Here is a 14,950-nt window from a genome sequence, read left to right on the forward strand (position 1 = left end):
CCCAATTGTCAGTTGAAAACAATTTTTATTTTTTAATCGACAACCCGTAAACCAAAGTCTCGCTCGGAGTTGTAATACTAAAACCTGTCGTCTTATAATCAAGTTTCACCGTATTACCAGTGTAGTCTTTCGTAAATAAATCCATTTGTATGATAAAATCAGCATCATCATATACAACATCATTTGCATCATATGTATCCAAAATTAAATCCACATCAACGAAAATGCTACAAGAGTTTGTCATTGTCCCCCTAATGCGAATGATCTTTTTGTCTTCGCGCTCTAATCTATGTATAGCTGCTTTTGCTTCATCAGTAATGCGAATGTTCATGGTATCCCAACCTTTATGTATATTTCCTTTATTATTGCAAAAACAGGAGCAATAGGGAAGGGAGAAGCATTTGAATAAAAAAACGAGCAAACAAATTTGTTTGCTCGTTCTACTTTATTTCAATTCACATTTATCGAGTGGAATCACTTTTGTTTTCTTTGTAAATTTATATCCTAACCATAGTACTAAGAAGAGTGGTAAACCGATGTAAGAAACGAGTACGCCGTTCCAGTCGATTGCTTCACCCATAAATGCGCCGTAGTTTTGTCCTAAAATTACGATGACGCAAAGTGCAAATGCAAAGATTGGACCGAATGGGAACCATTTTGCTCTATATGGTAAGTCTTTTAAATCTTTTCCTTGTGCGATATATGCTTTACGGAAACGGTAATGACTAATTGCGATTCCGACCCATGCGATAAAGCCAGACATTCCAGATGCGTTTAATAACCAAATGTATACAACGCCGTCACCGAATAAAGAAGCAATGAAAGCGATACTACCGACAATTGACGTTACGATTAATGCGTTAACAGGTACACCGCGGCTATCTAATTTACCAAGAAACTTCGGTGCTTTTCCTTGGCGAGCTAAATCCCAAAGCATACGAGTTGATGCATACATACCAGAGTTACCAGCAGACAGTACTGCCGTTAAAATAACAGCGTTCATAACGGAAGCAGCAAAGGCAACGCCCGCTTTTTCAAAAATAAGTGTAAATGGACTTACTGTTACATCGCTTGCGGCAAGGCTTTCAGTCGTATAAGGAATTAATAAACCGATAACGAGAATCGCAAGGATATAGAATAAAAGAATACGCCAAAAGATCGAACGAATTGCTTTTGGAATATTACGCTCTGGATCAGCAGTTTCACCAGCAGCTACACCTAATAATTCAGTTCCTTGGAAGGAGAACCCAGCAGCCATAAATACACCGATAATTGCCATAATGCCGCCATTAAATGGTGCATCTGCAACAGTGAAGTTTTTAAAGCCAACAGTTTCGCCGCCCATAATTCCGAAAATCATCATAAAGCCGACAATTAAAAAGATAATAATAGTAACTACTTTAATAAGTGCAAACCAATATTCAGATTCACCAAACCCTTTAACAGATAAATAGTTTAAAAGGAAAATAATAGCTAAACATAATCCGCTCCAAATGAGGGAAGGGGTATCTGGGAACCAAAATTTCATAATTAATGTTACAGCAGCTAGTTCAGCAGCAATTGTAATGGCCCAGTTATACCAATAGTTCCATCCAAGTGCAAAGCCAAGGGATGGATCAACAAATTTTGTTGCATACGTGCTAAAAGATCCAGTGACAGGCATGTAAGCTGCGAGTTCAGCTAAGCTTGTCATTAAGAAATAAACCATAATTCCAATTGCGGCGTATGCGACTAGTGCACCGCCAGGACCAGCTGAATGGATGACACCACCGCTGGCAAGAAATAGTCCAGTACCAATTGTACCACCGAGAGAAATCATCGTAAGGTGTCTTGATTTTAAACTACGTTTTAGTTCACCTTTTCCTTTTGTAGTTTGCGTTTCAGAGGTAGTTTGATTCGTTGCGCTATTCATGTTCAACACTCCTTTTCTTGTAAGATAGGAAGGAACGGGGGAGAAAAATACAAAAAGCCGCCAAAGGAATTTGGCGGAACGTTTCACAAATAACCACCCCATCATACCCTTCCGTTAAGATAGCACCCCACGCTTACACGGTAATTTTGTAAACGTGACAGTTCTGTTCCTTTCGGAGACAGCCCCAGCTCATATTTCCAGAGATGAAATATAAACTTCGGCAACTTTTCCTTTCAAACGGAGTCAGTGACATTCTCTGTGTCTCGCCCGTGTTACTTTTAAAAGTCGCAACCTCTACCTCATCGGATAGATGAGGATTTGATATATTGCTAAGATTTTTAATATATGGCAATTGTAATGACTTTCTGAATATATTGCAAGATATTTTGTTAGGAAAAGTCAAAAAATATCGGTTATTGTATAGGAAACGCTTGCAAAACTCCACCTGAACCTACTGTTATGTAACAAAAAATAAAGAAAGAAATTGTTATACAAATGTTTCGCAAAAAATAATAAAAAACCCTTTAAAAATAAAAGAAAATTCTGAAAATATAATTCGACATAACTATCAAAAGAGAATTATTCCTTACATTCGTTTCAAAGAATAAGTATAAATCCAACGAATAGAATGAATATTCTTTTTATTTTTGGTAAAATTGAAGTATTGTTTAATTGAAAAGGGGAAATCAATATGAAATTAGAAACAGAAAGACTGTATATAGTGCCGTGTACAGAAGAGACTATGCAAGTTGCTAGCGATCAAGGATATGACAGTGGTCCACATATTGTAGGGCATGTAGAAAATGTAAAAAAAGATAAGGCTTTATTACCTTGGGGGGCGTGGTATGTCATTCGAAAAGAAGATGACATCATTCTAGGTGATATAGGGTTTAAAGGGAAACCAAATGAAGAACATACAGTAGAAATTGGTTACGGATTTATTGAGAAATATTGGAATAAAGGATATGCGACAGAAGCTGTAAGAGAATTAATAAATTGGGCTTTTCAAACAGGAGAGGTAGAAAGGATTATTGCGGAGACACTCCCTAAAAATAATAGTTCGATTCGTGTATTAGAGAAATTACATATGAAGAGAATTGGCACTACAGAAACGATGATTAATTGGAAAATAGAAAAATAAAAAATACCGCTCGAAGTATATCGGACGGTATTTTTATCGTTATGGTAGCATTTGTTTTTGATCATTCGGATATCCAGCTGTCGGTGCGTTAGAACGATTGGAATGATTGCGAACAGCAATGAAAATAGAAATAATAACGACAAGACCAACTGCCACGTAAGAAAGGGAAATAATAGTTGGATCCACTTTAAATGTAGTGAGCAGTGTACGAATGTTTGTAAAGATAATAAGGCCACCAACTAATACGCCAAGTAAATGTGCTGGAACGATGCGTACTAGCCATGCAGCGATTGGTGCCGCAACGATACCACCGAGCATGAGAGAAAATACCCAAACCCAACTTACTTGTTCCCAGCCAAGTGAAATGAAAAATCCAATTGTTGCAGCGAGTGAAACAGGAAACTCACTCGTATCTACAGATCCGATAACTTTTCTAGCTTCATTTCCTCGTGCCAAAAGCACAGGTGTTGTAATCGGACCCCAGCCACCGCCACCAGTTGAATCAACGAATCCAGCGAATAAGCCAAGCGGAACAAGCTGTTTAGCAGACATACGTTTTTTTGAAGTGACAATTTGTTTTTGAATAAGGAATCGTAATAAAATATAAACCCCTAAAGTAAATAAAAATACGGAAATGTACGGTTTAATTACATCACCAGGTAAATTGCTTAAAAAACATGCCCCAATAAATGCGCCTATTGCTCCTGGTAATGTAAGCCTGGAAACGGTATATTTATCGACGTTTCCAAATTTGATGTGTGATGCACCAGAAGCGGCAGTTGTAACAACTTCAGCTAAATGAACAGATGCGGAAGCTACAGCTGGTGCGATACCAAACATTAGTAATAGCGAGGTAGATGTTACCCCATACGCCATTCCAAGTGCCCCATCAATCAATTGAGCGAAAAATCCAATGATAGCAAAGACAATTAATTTCTGCATAAATAATCCCCCTGTAATAATAAATGAAAAAGGCACTTTTCCCATATGAGAAAAGTGCCTTTGGTTTTTCCAATCAGCAATAATTAAATTTGTTTCATTATAATACATATTAATCGTATAAATCAACTAGGTTTTAAAGTTTTTTAAATTGAATGAAAGAAAAATAAAATATACAATAAAAGGATGGAGAGAAAGGGGAGAAAGACATGTTACGATTTGATCATCTCGTACACGCAGTACATGGTACACCGGAGGAAGCTGCAAAACAAATGCAAGAGCTTGGATTTCATACTGCACTAGGTGGAGAGCATGCGAACTGGGGCACTTGGAATAGTTTATGTTATTTTGATTTATCATATATCGAATTTTTAGCAGTGCAGCATGAAGAAAAAGCGAAGAAAGCAGACAATCCATTAGTACAAGAAACAGTGGTGAAGTTACAAGACGGAGAAGGAATGCTACAAATCGCAATTCGAACAGATGCAATTGAAGAACTAGCAGTTAAGTTTAGTAAACGCGGATTACATACGATAGGGCCATTTGAAGGGAAACGAATGAGGAAAGATGGCCGCCTTTTAGAATGGAAAATGTTATTTGTAAAGCAAGAAGAGAATAGACCGAAATTACCCTTCTTTATACAGTGGAATGAAACGGACGAAGCAAGAAGAAACGATTTACGTAACATAGGAACAATCACTGAACATAAAAACAAAGTACAACAAATTGAAACGATTCATTACGCAGTGAAAAATGTTCGAGAAACAGTGAGGAAATGGAAAGAAGTAATGGAGCTAACTGCAAGCTCAGTTGTGAAAAATGAAGAATGGAATGCGGAGTGTCAAAGCGTATCGTTTGGTGACATTCATGTACAGTTTTGTGAACCAATTGGAGAAGGGCTAGTACTAGAACATTTGAATCATCATGGCGAATATCCTTTTGCGGCGGAGTTTAAAGGGAAAAATAAACGAGAGCATGAAGTGTTAGGTAGTTTGTACATATATTGATAGAGGTGAACGTTGTGAAGGAAATTCTTAGAGAGATAGAGAGAAAACTAGAATGGCCTCGTATTGTAAAGTGTACAGCTATTTCAAAAGGTTTTTCACATGAAGAGAAATATAAAATAGAATTAGAAAACAGAGTAACATATTTTGTGAAAGTATGTGATGCTGTTCATTTTGAACGTAAACAAGAAGAATATACGTATATGAAACAATTAGAGTCATTACATATTCCAACGCCTAAATTAATTCATTTCATAAAGCTTGAGGAATTAAATAAATGTATTCAAGTATTTGAATGGATCCAAGGTGTAAATGGTGAAGAAGGTTTAGAGAAGCTATCCGTGGAAGAACAGTATCATGCAGGAAGAAAAGCAGGAGAAGTATTAAAGAGAATCCACTCAATAGAAAGAGAAAGTGCAAGTAATAAATGGGAAACGTTTCGATGGAATAAATACGAAAGATACGTTGAAGCGTTAGCAGATTATGAGGTGAACTTTCTGGATTTGAAGCCTGTATTAACCTTTGTAGGGGAACATAAACAATTATTGGAAAATCGCCCTATTACCTTTTTACACGATGACTTCCATCCAGCAAATAGTATGATCCATAATAAGGAATTTATCGTTATCGATTTTGGTGGATATGATTTTGGCGATCCAATACACGATTTCTATAACGTAGCGATTTTTACTACAAGAATAAGCAAACCATTTGCGGTGGGACAAGTTCACGGTTATTGCGGAGGCGAACCATCGCTTCATTTTTGGAAACTGTATTCATTATATGCAGCAATGACATTCCCAGCGGATATCGTATGGACAAACCGAAGCACGCCACATTTAGTAGATGATATGAAGGAAAGATTGAACGGAATTTTAGAAGATCATAATCATTTTTCATCCTATATTCCAAAATGGTATCAATCACAACATGCGGATATAATAAATAATAAGTAATGGAGGGATTCATTTGGATAAAATAGCTGTAATTTCAGATATACATGGTAATATTCCGGCATTAGAATCTGTACTGCAAGATATTAAAGTAAGAGGAATCAAGCGCATCATTTGTCTTGGAGATCTAGTCGGAAAAGGTCCGCATTCTAGCGAAGTGATTGAAATCATTCGTAAGGAATGTGAAGGAGTTGTAATGGGGAACTGGGATGATTTCATTACAAAACCGACTGAATTTGAGGCGTTAAAATGGCATCAAAAACAATTGTTGGAAGAACAAAATGACTATTTAAGAAGCTTACCATTTTCAATCGAATTTTTTATGAGCGGCAAACTAATTCGTATGTTCCACGCTTCACCTAGAAGTTTATATGAAAGAATTCAACCACACGCTGCAAGAGAAGAGCGTATAAGTATGTTCGAGAACAGTGAGCTCACAGAGAATATAGAAGGGGAAAGAAAACCAGATGTTGTTTGCTACGGTGACGTTCATCAAGCATTCGTTCAAAATTTCAGAGGAAAAACGTTATGTAATGCTGGTAGTGTTGGAAACCCGCTTGAAATTACACAAGCTTCCTATTTAATATTTGAAGGGACATACAATGAAAAAGAAGCCACAAGCTTTTCCATTCAACTCGTACGTGTACCGTATGATATTGAATTAGCTATCAGACTAGCAGAAGAACTCGATATGCCAGAAATTGAAGAATACAAACAAGAATTACGGACTGCTTTATATCGAGGGTTTAAGGGGAAGTAAGTCAAACATATCAATGATTCGACAAAGGATAGAGTTATTGACAAAAGGTTACACGAATTGTTGCTCGTAATTACGTTATGTAAACTAATTGTGAGGAGGAAATATCATGAACCGAAAACAACGAATCAAAGAAATTGCAGATCATATTTTAAAATTAAATGTAACTCATCCAACAAGAGTTGGAGTAAGTGGTATTACAGCTTCAGGAAAAACAACATTTGCAAACGAGATAGCGGAAGAAATAAAAGAACAAGGAGTACGAGTAACACGCGCCAGCATTGACGATTTTCATAATCCGAGAGCAATTCGATACGCGCAAGGAAAAGAATCTGCAAGAGGGTATTATGAAGATGCACACGATTATACAGCTTTCAAAGAAAGATTATTAAAGCCTTTAGGGCCTAACGGGAATTTACAATATGATACAATTTCTCATAACTTAATAACGGATATACCTGTCCATAATGGGCAGCTATTGGCTCAACCTAATATGGTACTAATAGTAGATGGGACGTTTCTATTGAAAAAAGACGTAGAGCATTTATTTGACTATAAAATTTTCGTAGATACAGATTTTGAGATTGCGAGAAAACGTGGTGCAAAGCGCGAGACTGAGGCTTTTGGAAGTTATGAAGAAGCTGAGAAAATGTTTTTAAACAGATATCATGCGGCCTGTAAGATGTATATAGATGAGCATAATCCGAAAGAGTGTGCGGATGTTGTATTTCAGAATAGTGATTTTCATAATCCCGTAGTTGTATTTAAAGGAATTTAAAATCGTTTATATAGCAAAAAATCGTGAAAGGAGATGTTTTGGATGGATAAAAAAGATAATCCGAACGATTGGCCTGTGTGGGCAAATGAGTCAGTAGAGATAGTTAATGCAAATCCTGATTGGCAAGATAAAGGCCGATGTGAAGAACAGCAACTATATGAACTGCTTGCTCCTCTCGGTATAAGCAAAGTAATACATATAGGAAGTACATCCATACCTGGTTTACCAGCAAAACCTATCATTGATTTAATGGCTGAAATAGACTCATTTGATAGAGTACAATATATTTCAGCGAAATTGGCCATATATAATTGGCATTATGTAAGCCCAGAATTAGATGAAAGACCTTGGAGAAGGTTCTTTGTGAAAGTTAAGAATAATAGGCGTGTAGCGCACCTGCATTTGATGGTTAAAGGAACTGAGCGATGGGAGCAACAACTTTTATTTCGTAACCGCTTACGAGAGAATCCACAATTAGTTTATGAGTATTCAAACCTTAAACAAGATTTAGCTAAAAGATTTAAAGAAGATAGAGAAGCCTACACAAAAGCTAAAACAGATTTTATTAAACAAGTTCTAAAATGATTTAATTTTTAATTGTAATTTCGTTTGAATATAAAAGAAAAAACATACTGTATTTTATAGCTTAAACTGACAGGAAATGCATGTAAAACAAGTGAAAGACTGCGATGTTCTAACGTATTTCCTTTTATTTATCAGGATAAATTTTATATAATTGAATCAAGTTCATAGAAAGATAGGTAAAAAACGATTCTAAAAATCGACTTGATTTTATGAAAAAAATTAAAGGGAATAAGGCGAAAATATGTTAATAAAGTAAAAAGGGGACAGGAAATATAATGAATGAAGTACTAGAACTAAAAGAAGAACTACTACAAATTAAAAATAATAATTATGCTGTACCAGAAGACGTAGATGCATATCCATATGCGCAGTGGATGCTAGATTATATCGGTTCACCTGATGCTGAATTACGTGATGATTTAATTTATAGTACGCTTCACACATGGATTACAAATGATGTATTTAGACAAAAAGAATTACGAGGGTTAATGTTACAAGCAATTAGTCCTGATTATTTATTTTATAAAATTGGTGAAAAGGGAACAGACTCTGTATTTAAACGTGCATTCTCCGTATTAATTCCGCCACTTATTTTATCTGTCCATGAAAGAGAACCACTGTTATCTGAAGAACAACTGTACAGTGTGGCAGAACAAGTACTGGAATATGTATATTTAGAAGAAGATGTAAGAGGTTACGTAGAAGGAAAAGGATGGGCACATTCTACAGCACACGCTGCTGATGCACTCGATGCTTTAGCACGTACTATACAAAATCGTGAGTTTTCATATGCAATATTAGCTGCTGTTCGCCAGAAGGTTCGCTTACATGACTACGTATATATCCACTTTGAAGATGAGAGATTAGTAGCGCCAATTATGTCGTTACGTAACCAAAATCTTTTAACTGAAGAAGAGTGGAGCAACTGGCTACATAGCATAGCAACGGTTGAAGATATCCGACATCCGCAGCATGCTATTTTAGTACAAAATATTAGAACTTTCCTAAGAAGTTTTTATTTCAGAGTTTTAGAGACAGAAGGTAGTACAGCCTTTACAGATGATATATTGGAGACTTTGAAGGGTTTGCGTAGGTATTAAAAAAGAGGAATATAAGAAAAGAATAAGAGTAAAAAACTGATTATAATTGTAGGCCCTCTACAATTATAATCGGTTTTTTAGTTGAATTAAAATTTTAGACTTAACTATACATGAGTGTATTAAATATGTAATTGTGGATGCTCTTCATATAAACTATTCACATACTGTTTTAAATTCTTGATGAATAATAGAATATCTTGACTAGGCATTCTAGCATGTTGAAGATGAAATATATTTCCTTTCCCAATTTCAAATTCATCTGAAGTTAAAGTAATAGGGATATTTTTAAAGACATGCCACGGGAAATATAAGTGTACAAAAGTTTCTCTAAAATATATACCTGATTCACAAATTAATACACCATCAGATCCTTTCCCCATATTCCCAAGGACAGATGTATCTAAAAAAGCGATGATTTGTTCTCCTTTTGGAACGATAAATCGTGCCTCAATTACTTTTAACTTTTTGTTTGAAATATGAGTGTCTACAAATAATCCGTTATCAGGTTCTAATAATTCATTGTACGTTTCAAATAATGAGCAAATTGATTTTATCTCATTAATTTTTATAACAGGATGTATATCATGTTGTTTTGAATTTCGGAATGCATTCGTAAGAGTTATAAGTAATTCTTTAAATAACAGTGGGGGATAATCACTCCCGTTAATATTGAAACTTTTTTGTGCATCAAAAGATAAGAAACCATCTTTATCAATTTCAATTTGTTGCACTTCATTTAATTGTTCCCATTTCAAATTTCCTTTACCTAATAACCAATTTTTCCAGTATAAACCCGAACTCGTAAAGTAAACACCATACTTGCCTGATCCAAATAAATTACAACTTAAAAAAGCAATAATTCGATCATCCGTTGGTATAGAAAAACGTTTTTGGGCAATTGATAAGAAATCTTTAGGGATTCTAGTAACATAAAATCTAGATTGCTGATACTCTAAACAAATATCAGTTAAACGATTAATATCTATATTCATCTTAACCATTCTCCATTTCAAATTTCGTTTCGATATAATAAATTATAAAGTTGTTAGGAAAATATTAACACTTAAATTTAGCTTAAAATAAAAAGGGCAGGAACTATAAATAGATTTGTATTAGGTTACAAAGAATGATCTGTATTCTTTAATTGGAGTAGTGAAGTCTTATTAAGTTAGTAAAAAGTACATAAAACCAACACCTCCCAACCATACTAAAAAATGTGTTGGAGGTGAATGTTATGGACAATAAAGACTTTGAAAAAGTTTATAATGATTACTTGCATCAAGGAGAAGAGCAAGCTCAATTTGAAGTAGACCATGAAGTCAATTCGGGAGCAGAAGAAATTGTTGCCGTTCGTAAAAATGATGATGGTGATTTAATAGCGTTTAAAACAAGTAGCGGGAGAGAGTTAGATTATATGACTGCTCTTAGTGAAGCGAAATCTGGGAAGTTAAATCATGTGGACGTATTTCATAAGTATGGCAGAGATATTATACGTAGTGAACCTGATGGAATAAAAGAAAATAACTTAGATAATTTACCTTCATTTTAAACGGGTAAACCTCAAGAAGAGAATGTTCATTACGATATTCTCTTCTTTTTTTGCGAAGTTTTCCTTGCAAATAGACGGTTCATTTTTAAAGTGCGATCATACTTTTAAAGAGCACTCTAAATTTCTCTTTATCTTCTGCTGTAAATGGTTTCGGTCCCTTTGTACGCTTACCGCTTTTTCGAACCATTGCACTTAAATACCGTGTTTGTAACAATTGTTCAATGTTGTCATTCGTATACTTATAGCCTTTATGGTGTAGAACGATACAGCCTTTTGCTAATGCAAGCGAAGCAAGACCGTAATCTTGTGTTACGATTAAATCTTCTTTATTGGCTAACTGCATAATCCGGTAATCGGCAGCATCTGCTCCAGAATCAACGTAAATTGTTTCCACACCTTTAGGTTGCTGAGCATTAGAATAATGAGAAAAGCTAGTAACGAGGGTAACAGGGATTTCTGCATTCGTAGCCTCTAAAATAATCACATCTTTTACAGGACAAGCATCTGCATCAACGTAAATTTTCATTTTTACCACTCCTATAAAGTGAAACTTTAATCAGTGGGGGGTCATCCTCCACTGATTATTAGTTGAACCAATCGGGCATTAACGGGCAGTTGATCTCCCACCTAACTTCTTTGTTACAGCTGAATTTTGAGGTGGGAGTTTTACTGCCCGTTAATGCGGGGAAACTAGGTTCGTGTTGATAATAATGGTAGATTTTTCTTTTGTCAAACGAGAAAGCTTTATGTAAAGTTATTTTTCACAAACTAAAATAGCCTCACGCAAACGAGAAATACCTTCCTCAATTTGATCGATATTCACTTTTCCATAAGATAAACGTATAAAACCATCTTTCGCGCCGAAAATACTACCTGGCATAAAGGCGATTTCTTGTTTTAAACTTTGCATAATAAGTTGTTTTTCGTTTATCGGTTCTTTTAGTTTTCCCCATATGTATATACCGCCAGTCGGGTTTGAAAAAGAGATTTTATCGTGAAGTTGCTTATTTAGGGCATGAACGATAACGTCTCTTTTTTCTGCTAGTTGTTTTCGTAACGGTACGATGTGAGACTGAAATGGTACAGTCTCGAAAAATTGTTGCATAAGCCACTGCGGGAAAATACTCATACCTAATTCCATTTGGTGCCTTGCGTCGGATAACCTTTCTACTACAGACTGCGGAGCGACAAGCCAGCCAACTCGTAAGCCTGGTGCAATCATTTTTGATAAGGAATGTACATAAATGACTGTCCCGTTTTCATCAATTGATTTTAAAGTAGGACAAGGTTGTTTTTTTTCTAACGTAAGTAAACTAGACGGATCATCTTCCACAATCGCAATGCGTAAATCTGCGCAAAGTGATAACAGTTTTTTTCTACGGTTTGGATGAAGCATCGTTCCCGTAGGATTTTGGAAGTTTGGATTTAAGAAAATCATTTTAATCCGATGCTTTCTATATAATTCTTGCACATCGTCTGGATTAATACCGTGTTCATCGACAGGTAACGGGAAAATACGAATACCTGCTGATTGGAATAACGGTAAGGAATAACAGTGTGAAGGACTTTCGAAAGCGACTGCATCACCTGGATTTAATAAACATTGTACGATAAGGTGAAGTGCTTGCTGTGCGCCAGATGTAATCATAATGGATTGCTCAGTCGCTTCAACTTTTAAATATTCCTTCATATATTTTACGACCGCTTGTCTTAGCGGGAGATAGCCTTGCGGATGATCGTAACTTAATGAATGTGTTAACGGCTGTTCTCGTAAAATCGTTTGTAGTTGATCGTGAGGGTAGAGGTTACAACCGAGCTCTCCGTTTGCGAAATCAATGATGTTTTCATTTTGTTGTACTTCCGCACGAATATGGCGAAGTAACGGTAAGTTTGGTAAAAAAGTACCACCTTCTACGAAATTTCTCCAGTTCGGCGTTAATGTTGGAGAGACGCCCCACATATGTGTACTTACACGTGTCCCTTTACCGGTCGTACTTTCTACAATCCCCATAGCACGTAATTCATTATAAGCAGTAGTAACCGTACTTCGGTTTACATTTAACTGCGTAGCTAATTTCCGTTCGGAAGGGAGGAAGCTACCAGGTGGAAGTTCTCCGTATGTAATACGTTTCTCAATAAAGTCAACAACTTGCTGATAAATTGGGATTTTACTGTCGTTATCTAGCTTCCATTCCATACAAACGCCTCCGCATCTCTTATATACATTTAGTATAACAAATTGGCTGGGTAAAAAAACAGCCAATTGGACGGTGTTATATCCAGCCAATTTTACTATGCTAAATATGGAAGGGGAGATTCGGATGAAACGATGGCAAATGGAATGGCTCCTAGTATCAGTAGCATTAGTATGGGGAGCAAATTATACAATAGGAAAGTATGGCGTGGCATATATGTCATCCATTCAATTTAATAGTTTACGATTTTTAGTAGCATCACCGGTATTATTACTTATTACATTTATGATGGAACGCTCATTACGTATTGAAAGAAAAGATTGGTTACGATTAGTAGCAGTCGGTATAGTTGGAACGGCAATGTATCAAACGATGTTTATGCTATCTGTGAAATATACTTCAGCAACGAACGCCTCATTATTAATTGCGATGTCACCTATATTTACAGGGATATTAGCAGTGTTACACAAACAAGAACGCTTTTCGATGAAAGTACAAATTGGTTCAATAGTAGCGTTTATTGGTGCAGCATTCGTTTTATTAACAGGACATACAGGAGGAGCTACTTATGAATATGCGTGGCTCGGAAATATAATTGGATTAGTCGCAGCAATTGCGTGGGGATGGTATCCAATATTAGCACAACCTCTTATTACAAAATACTCCGCAATGAGAGTCACATCATGGTCTACTTTAATTGGAATTGTACCGCTAGTTATATACTGTTTATTCAACGTAAATTCTTTAACATGGCCAGTAGATACGCCAAGCTGGGGATCACTAGCATATTCAATCATCTTTGCGACAATCTTCGGACTAGCAATGTGGTATGTCGGTATTAGTAGAATAGGCTCAACGAAAGTAATGGTTTATATGTATCTCGTACCATTGTTCGCAGTTATCTTTGCGGCAGTTACAATAGGAGAGCAAATAAATATGATGCAACTCGTTGGCGGGCTTATTATCTTCATTGGCTTATATGTTGTAAAAAAAGGCGGAATGAAAAAGCCAGCTCTCAATTTGAAAAAAGTAAGTTAACAGTAAAAATGATCTCTTTCATATAGAAGGAGATCATTTTTTATTTCGTAATAAAAGCGCTCGTTCAACAGCCCATTTTTGATGATCGTGAAGGAGAAGTTCTACAGCAAGTGAAGGAGACATCCACCTTAGCAGGTGATCATCCTCACAGTTTGCAGTTTGTTTCTGCACCATGTTTGCAATATAAAAGAACCCATCGTTTAAATAATATGTATCTTCCTTTTCGGCATAAAAATATCGAGCTGCATTACCGATATATTGATCAATTTCAATTGTCCATCCTAATTCCTCTAGTAGTTCGCGGTGCAAACATTCTTCTTTTGTTTCATTACCTTCCATACCGCCACCGGGTAAAAAGTAACGGTCACCATTTTGGATAACAGCAATCATTGAAGAAGATGAATGGAAAATAATCGCATAACAACTAGGTCTTAATACATAATGAACAGTAGATTTTTTCGAGCCAAATGTAAGTTTCGAAATCATAAAACACGACCTTTCTCTATAAAATACATAAAAGGGATATTAAGGTAAATGAAGAATGATATAGGTATAATCTTAATAGATTGGAGTGGTAACAACATGATAAATCGAAAATGTTCAAGATGTAAAGAAATAACGGGTACAATACATGGTGGTAAAAAAATTAAGGAAGAATTTCTATGTGAAGACTGTTTGCAAAAAGGAATTGCGAGCGGAGAAATCGAATTATCACAAGTGGAAGAAAAACAAACTTCGTATCTTTCTATAAAAATATTAAAAATAATGAGTGTGATTTATTTAATAGGATCAATTTTAATGGCTTTTTCAACCGGTCCATTTATACATAATATAGGATTTGATGAAATGTCCATTTCAGGCCCAGAATTAGGTCTAATAAGTATTGTTATGCTAGGTTCTTTATTCCAGTCTGTTCTTATATTTTGCGGGATTTGGGTATTCATTCTATTAGTAGAAACCGTAATTAAAATATATGAAAAAATGAAGTGAGTGAGAGGG

Annotated in this window: 17 protein-coding genes and 1 riboswitch; of the genes, 10 read left to right on the forward strand and 7 right to left on the reverse strand. The window is 35.7% G+C overall.

Annotated elements, in window-relative coordinates; translation table 11 throughout:
• Nucleotides 1–25: 25 nt before the first annotated feature.
• Together ACTFOB_RS17975 and ACTFOB_RS17980 are read right to left on the reverse strand one after the other, a co-directional pair.
• Complete coding sequence (locus ACTFOB_RS17975; protein WP_440028052.1) at nucleotides 26–331, reverse strand: iron-sulfur cluster biosynthesis family protein; 306 nt, start codon at nucleotides 329–331, stop codon at nucleotides 26–28.
• A gap of 114 nt (nucleotides 332–445) precedes the next feature.
• Entirely contained in the window at nucleotides 446–1,912 is a 1,467-nt protein-coding gene (locus ACTFOB_RS17980) for an amino acid permease (RefSeq protein ID WP_262742529.1), read from the reverse strand.
• A 112-nt stretch (nucleotides 1,913–2,024) separates the two neighbouring features.
• Nucleotides 2,025–2,217, reverse strand: a riboswitch (Lysine riboswitch).
• A 386-nt stretch (nucleotides 2,218–2,603) separates the two neighbouring features.
• On the opposite strand from ACTFOB_RS17980, the gene ACTFOB_RS17985 reads away from it, so the two are divergent.
• Nucleotides 2,604–3,053: a GNAT family N-acetyltransferase gene (locus ACTFOB_RS17985; RefSeq protein WP_440028048.1), complete on the forward strand. Its 450-nt coding sequence runs from the start codon at nucleotides 2,604–2,606 to the stop codon at nucleotides 3,051–3,053.
• Between the two features lie 39 nt (nucleotides 3,054–3,092).
• On the opposite strand, the gene ACTFOB_RS17990 is transcribed toward ACTFOB_RS17985, so the two are convergent.
• Nucleotides 3,093–4,103, reverse strand: a complete 1,011-nt coding sequence (locus tag ACTFOB_RS17990; RefSeq protein WP_440028046.1) for a sulfite exporter TauE/SafE family protein — start codon at nucleotides 4,101–4,103, stop codon at nucleotides 3,093–3,095.
• Nucleotides 4,104–4,201: 98 nt separating this feature from the next.
• Here ACTFOB_RS17990 and ACTFOB_RS17995 point away from each other — a divergent pair, with 98 nt between their 5' ends.
• The 6 genes from ACTFOB_RS17995 to ACTFOB_RS18020 all read left to right on the forward strand — a co-directional run bounded on the left by ACTFOB_RS17995 (nucleotide 4,202) and on the right by ACTFOB_RS18020 (nucleotide 9,169).
• Nucleotides 4,202–4,999 (forward strand): VOC family protein, encoded by a 798-nt coding sequence (locus ACTFOB_RS17995; protein WP_440028042.1) that lies wholly within the window; start codon nucleotides 4,202–4,204, stop codon nucleotides 4,997–4,999.
• Between the two features lie 14 nt (nucleotides 5,000–5,013).
• The gene (locus ACTFOB_RS18000) at nucleotides 5,014–5,952 is read left to right on the forward strand and encodes an aminoglycoside phosphotransferase family protein (protein WP_440028038.1); all 939 of its coding nucleotides are present in this window, start codon (nucleotides 5,014–5,016) and stop codon (nucleotides 5,950–5,952) included.
• A 13-nt stretch (nucleotides 5,953–5,965) separates the two neighbouring features.
• Nucleotides 5,966–6,709 (forward strand): metallophosphoesterase family protein, encoded by a 744-nt coding sequence (locus tag ACTFOB_RS18005; RefSeq protein ID WP_440028035.1) that lies wholly within the window; start codon nucleotides 5,966–5,968, stop codon nucleotides 6,707–6,709.
• A gap of 106 nt (nucleotides 6,710–6,815) precedes the next feature.
• Nucleotides 6,816–7,484, forward strand: coding sequence for a hypothetical protein (locus tag ACTFOB_RS18010; protein WP_440028034.1), 669 nt, complete (start codon nucleotides 6,816–6,818; stop codon nucleotides 7,482–7,484).
• Between the two features lie 42 nt (nucleotides 7,485–7,526).
• Nucleotides 7,527–8,069, forward strand: a complete 543-nt coding sequence (locus ACTFOB_RS18015) for a GrpB family protein (protein ID WP_440028031.1) — start codon at nucleotides 7,527–7,529, stop codon at nucleotides 8,067–8,069.
• A 275-nt stretch (nucleotides 8,070–8,344) separates the two neighbouring features.
• Nucleotides 8,345–9,169: a DUF2785 domain-containing protein gene (locus ACTFOB_RS18020; protein WP_098721187.1), complete on the forward strand. Its 825-nt coding sequence runs from the start codon at nucleotides 8,345–8,347 to the stop codon at nucleotides 9,167–9,169.
• 119 nt (nucleotides 9,170–9,288) lie between these two features.
• Here ACTFOB_RS18020 and ACTFOB_RS18025 read toward each other — a convergent pair whose 3' ends face one another.
• Entirely contained in the window at nucleotides 9,289–10,161 is an 873-nt protein-coding gene (locus ACTFOB_RS18025; RefSeq protein WP_440028028.1) for a hypothetical protein, read from the reverse strand.
• A 242-nt stretch (nucleotides 10,162–10,403) separates the two neighbouring features.
• On the opposite strand from ACTFOB_RS18025, the gene ACTFOB_RS18030 reads away from it, so the two are divergent.
• Nucleotides 10,404–10,718 (forward strand): DUF3892 domain-containing protein, encoded by a 315-nt coding sequence (locus ACTFOB_RS18030; RefSeq protein WP_440028026.1) that lies wholly within the window; start codon nucleotides 10,404–10,406, stop codon nucleotides 10,716–10,718.
• Nucleotides 10,719–10,803: 85 nt separating this feature from the next.
• Here ACTFOB_RS18030 and ACTFOB_RS18035 read toward each other — a convergent pair whose 3' ends face one another.
• Entirely contained in the window at nucleotides 10,804–11,244 is a 441-nt protein-coding gene (locus ACTFOB_RS18035) for a YaiI/YqxD family protein (RefSeq protein WP_440028023.1), read from the reverse strand.
• A gap of 228 nt (nucleotides 11,245–11,472) precedes the next feature.
• Entirely contained in the window at nucleotides 11,473–12,915 is a 1,443-nt protein-coding gene (pdxR, locus tag ACTFOB_RS18040) for a MocR-like pyridoxine biosynthesis transcription factor PdxR (RefSeq protein ID WP_440028020.1), read from the reverse strand.
• Between the two features lie 124 nt (nucleotides 12,916–13,039).
• On the opposite strand from pdxR, the gene ACTFOB_RS18045 reads away from it, so the two are divergent.
• Complete coding sequence (locus ACTFOB_RS18045) at nucleotides 13,040–13,951, forward strand: DMT family transporter (protein ID WP_440028017.1); 912 nt, start codon at nucleotides 13,040–13,042, stop codon at nucleotides 13,949–13,951.
• Nucleotides 13,952–13,984: 33 nt separating this feature from the next.
• Here the strand turns inward: ACTFOB_RS18045 and ACTFOB_RS18050 are convergent, their stop codons facing one another.
• Nucleotides 13,985–14,437: an NUDIX hydrolase gene (locus ACTFOB_RS18050; RefSeq protein WP_440028013.1), complete on the reverse strand. Its 453-nt coding sequence runs from the start codon at nucleotides 14,435–14,437 to the stop codon at nucleotides 13,985–13,987.
• A gap of 96 nt (nucleotides 14,438–14,533) precedes the next feature.
• Here ACTFOB_RS18050 and ACTFOB_RS18055 point away from each other — a divergent pair, with 96 nt between their 5' ends.
• Nucleotides 14,534–14,941 (forward strand): DUF3980 domain-containing protein, encoded by a 408-nt coding sequence (locus tag ACTFOB_RS18055; protein ID WP_440028010.1) that lies wholly within the window; start codon nucleotides 14,534–14,536, stop codon nucleotides 14,939–14,941.
• Nucleotides 14,942–14,950: the final 9 nt, after the last annotated feature.

The sequence above is a fragment of the Bacillus cereus group sp. MYBK79-1 genome (assembly GCF_051915365.1).
In the GTDB taxonomy this organism is placed as follows: domain Bacteria; phylum Bacillota; class Bacilli; order Bacillales; family Bacillaceae_G; genus Bacillus_A.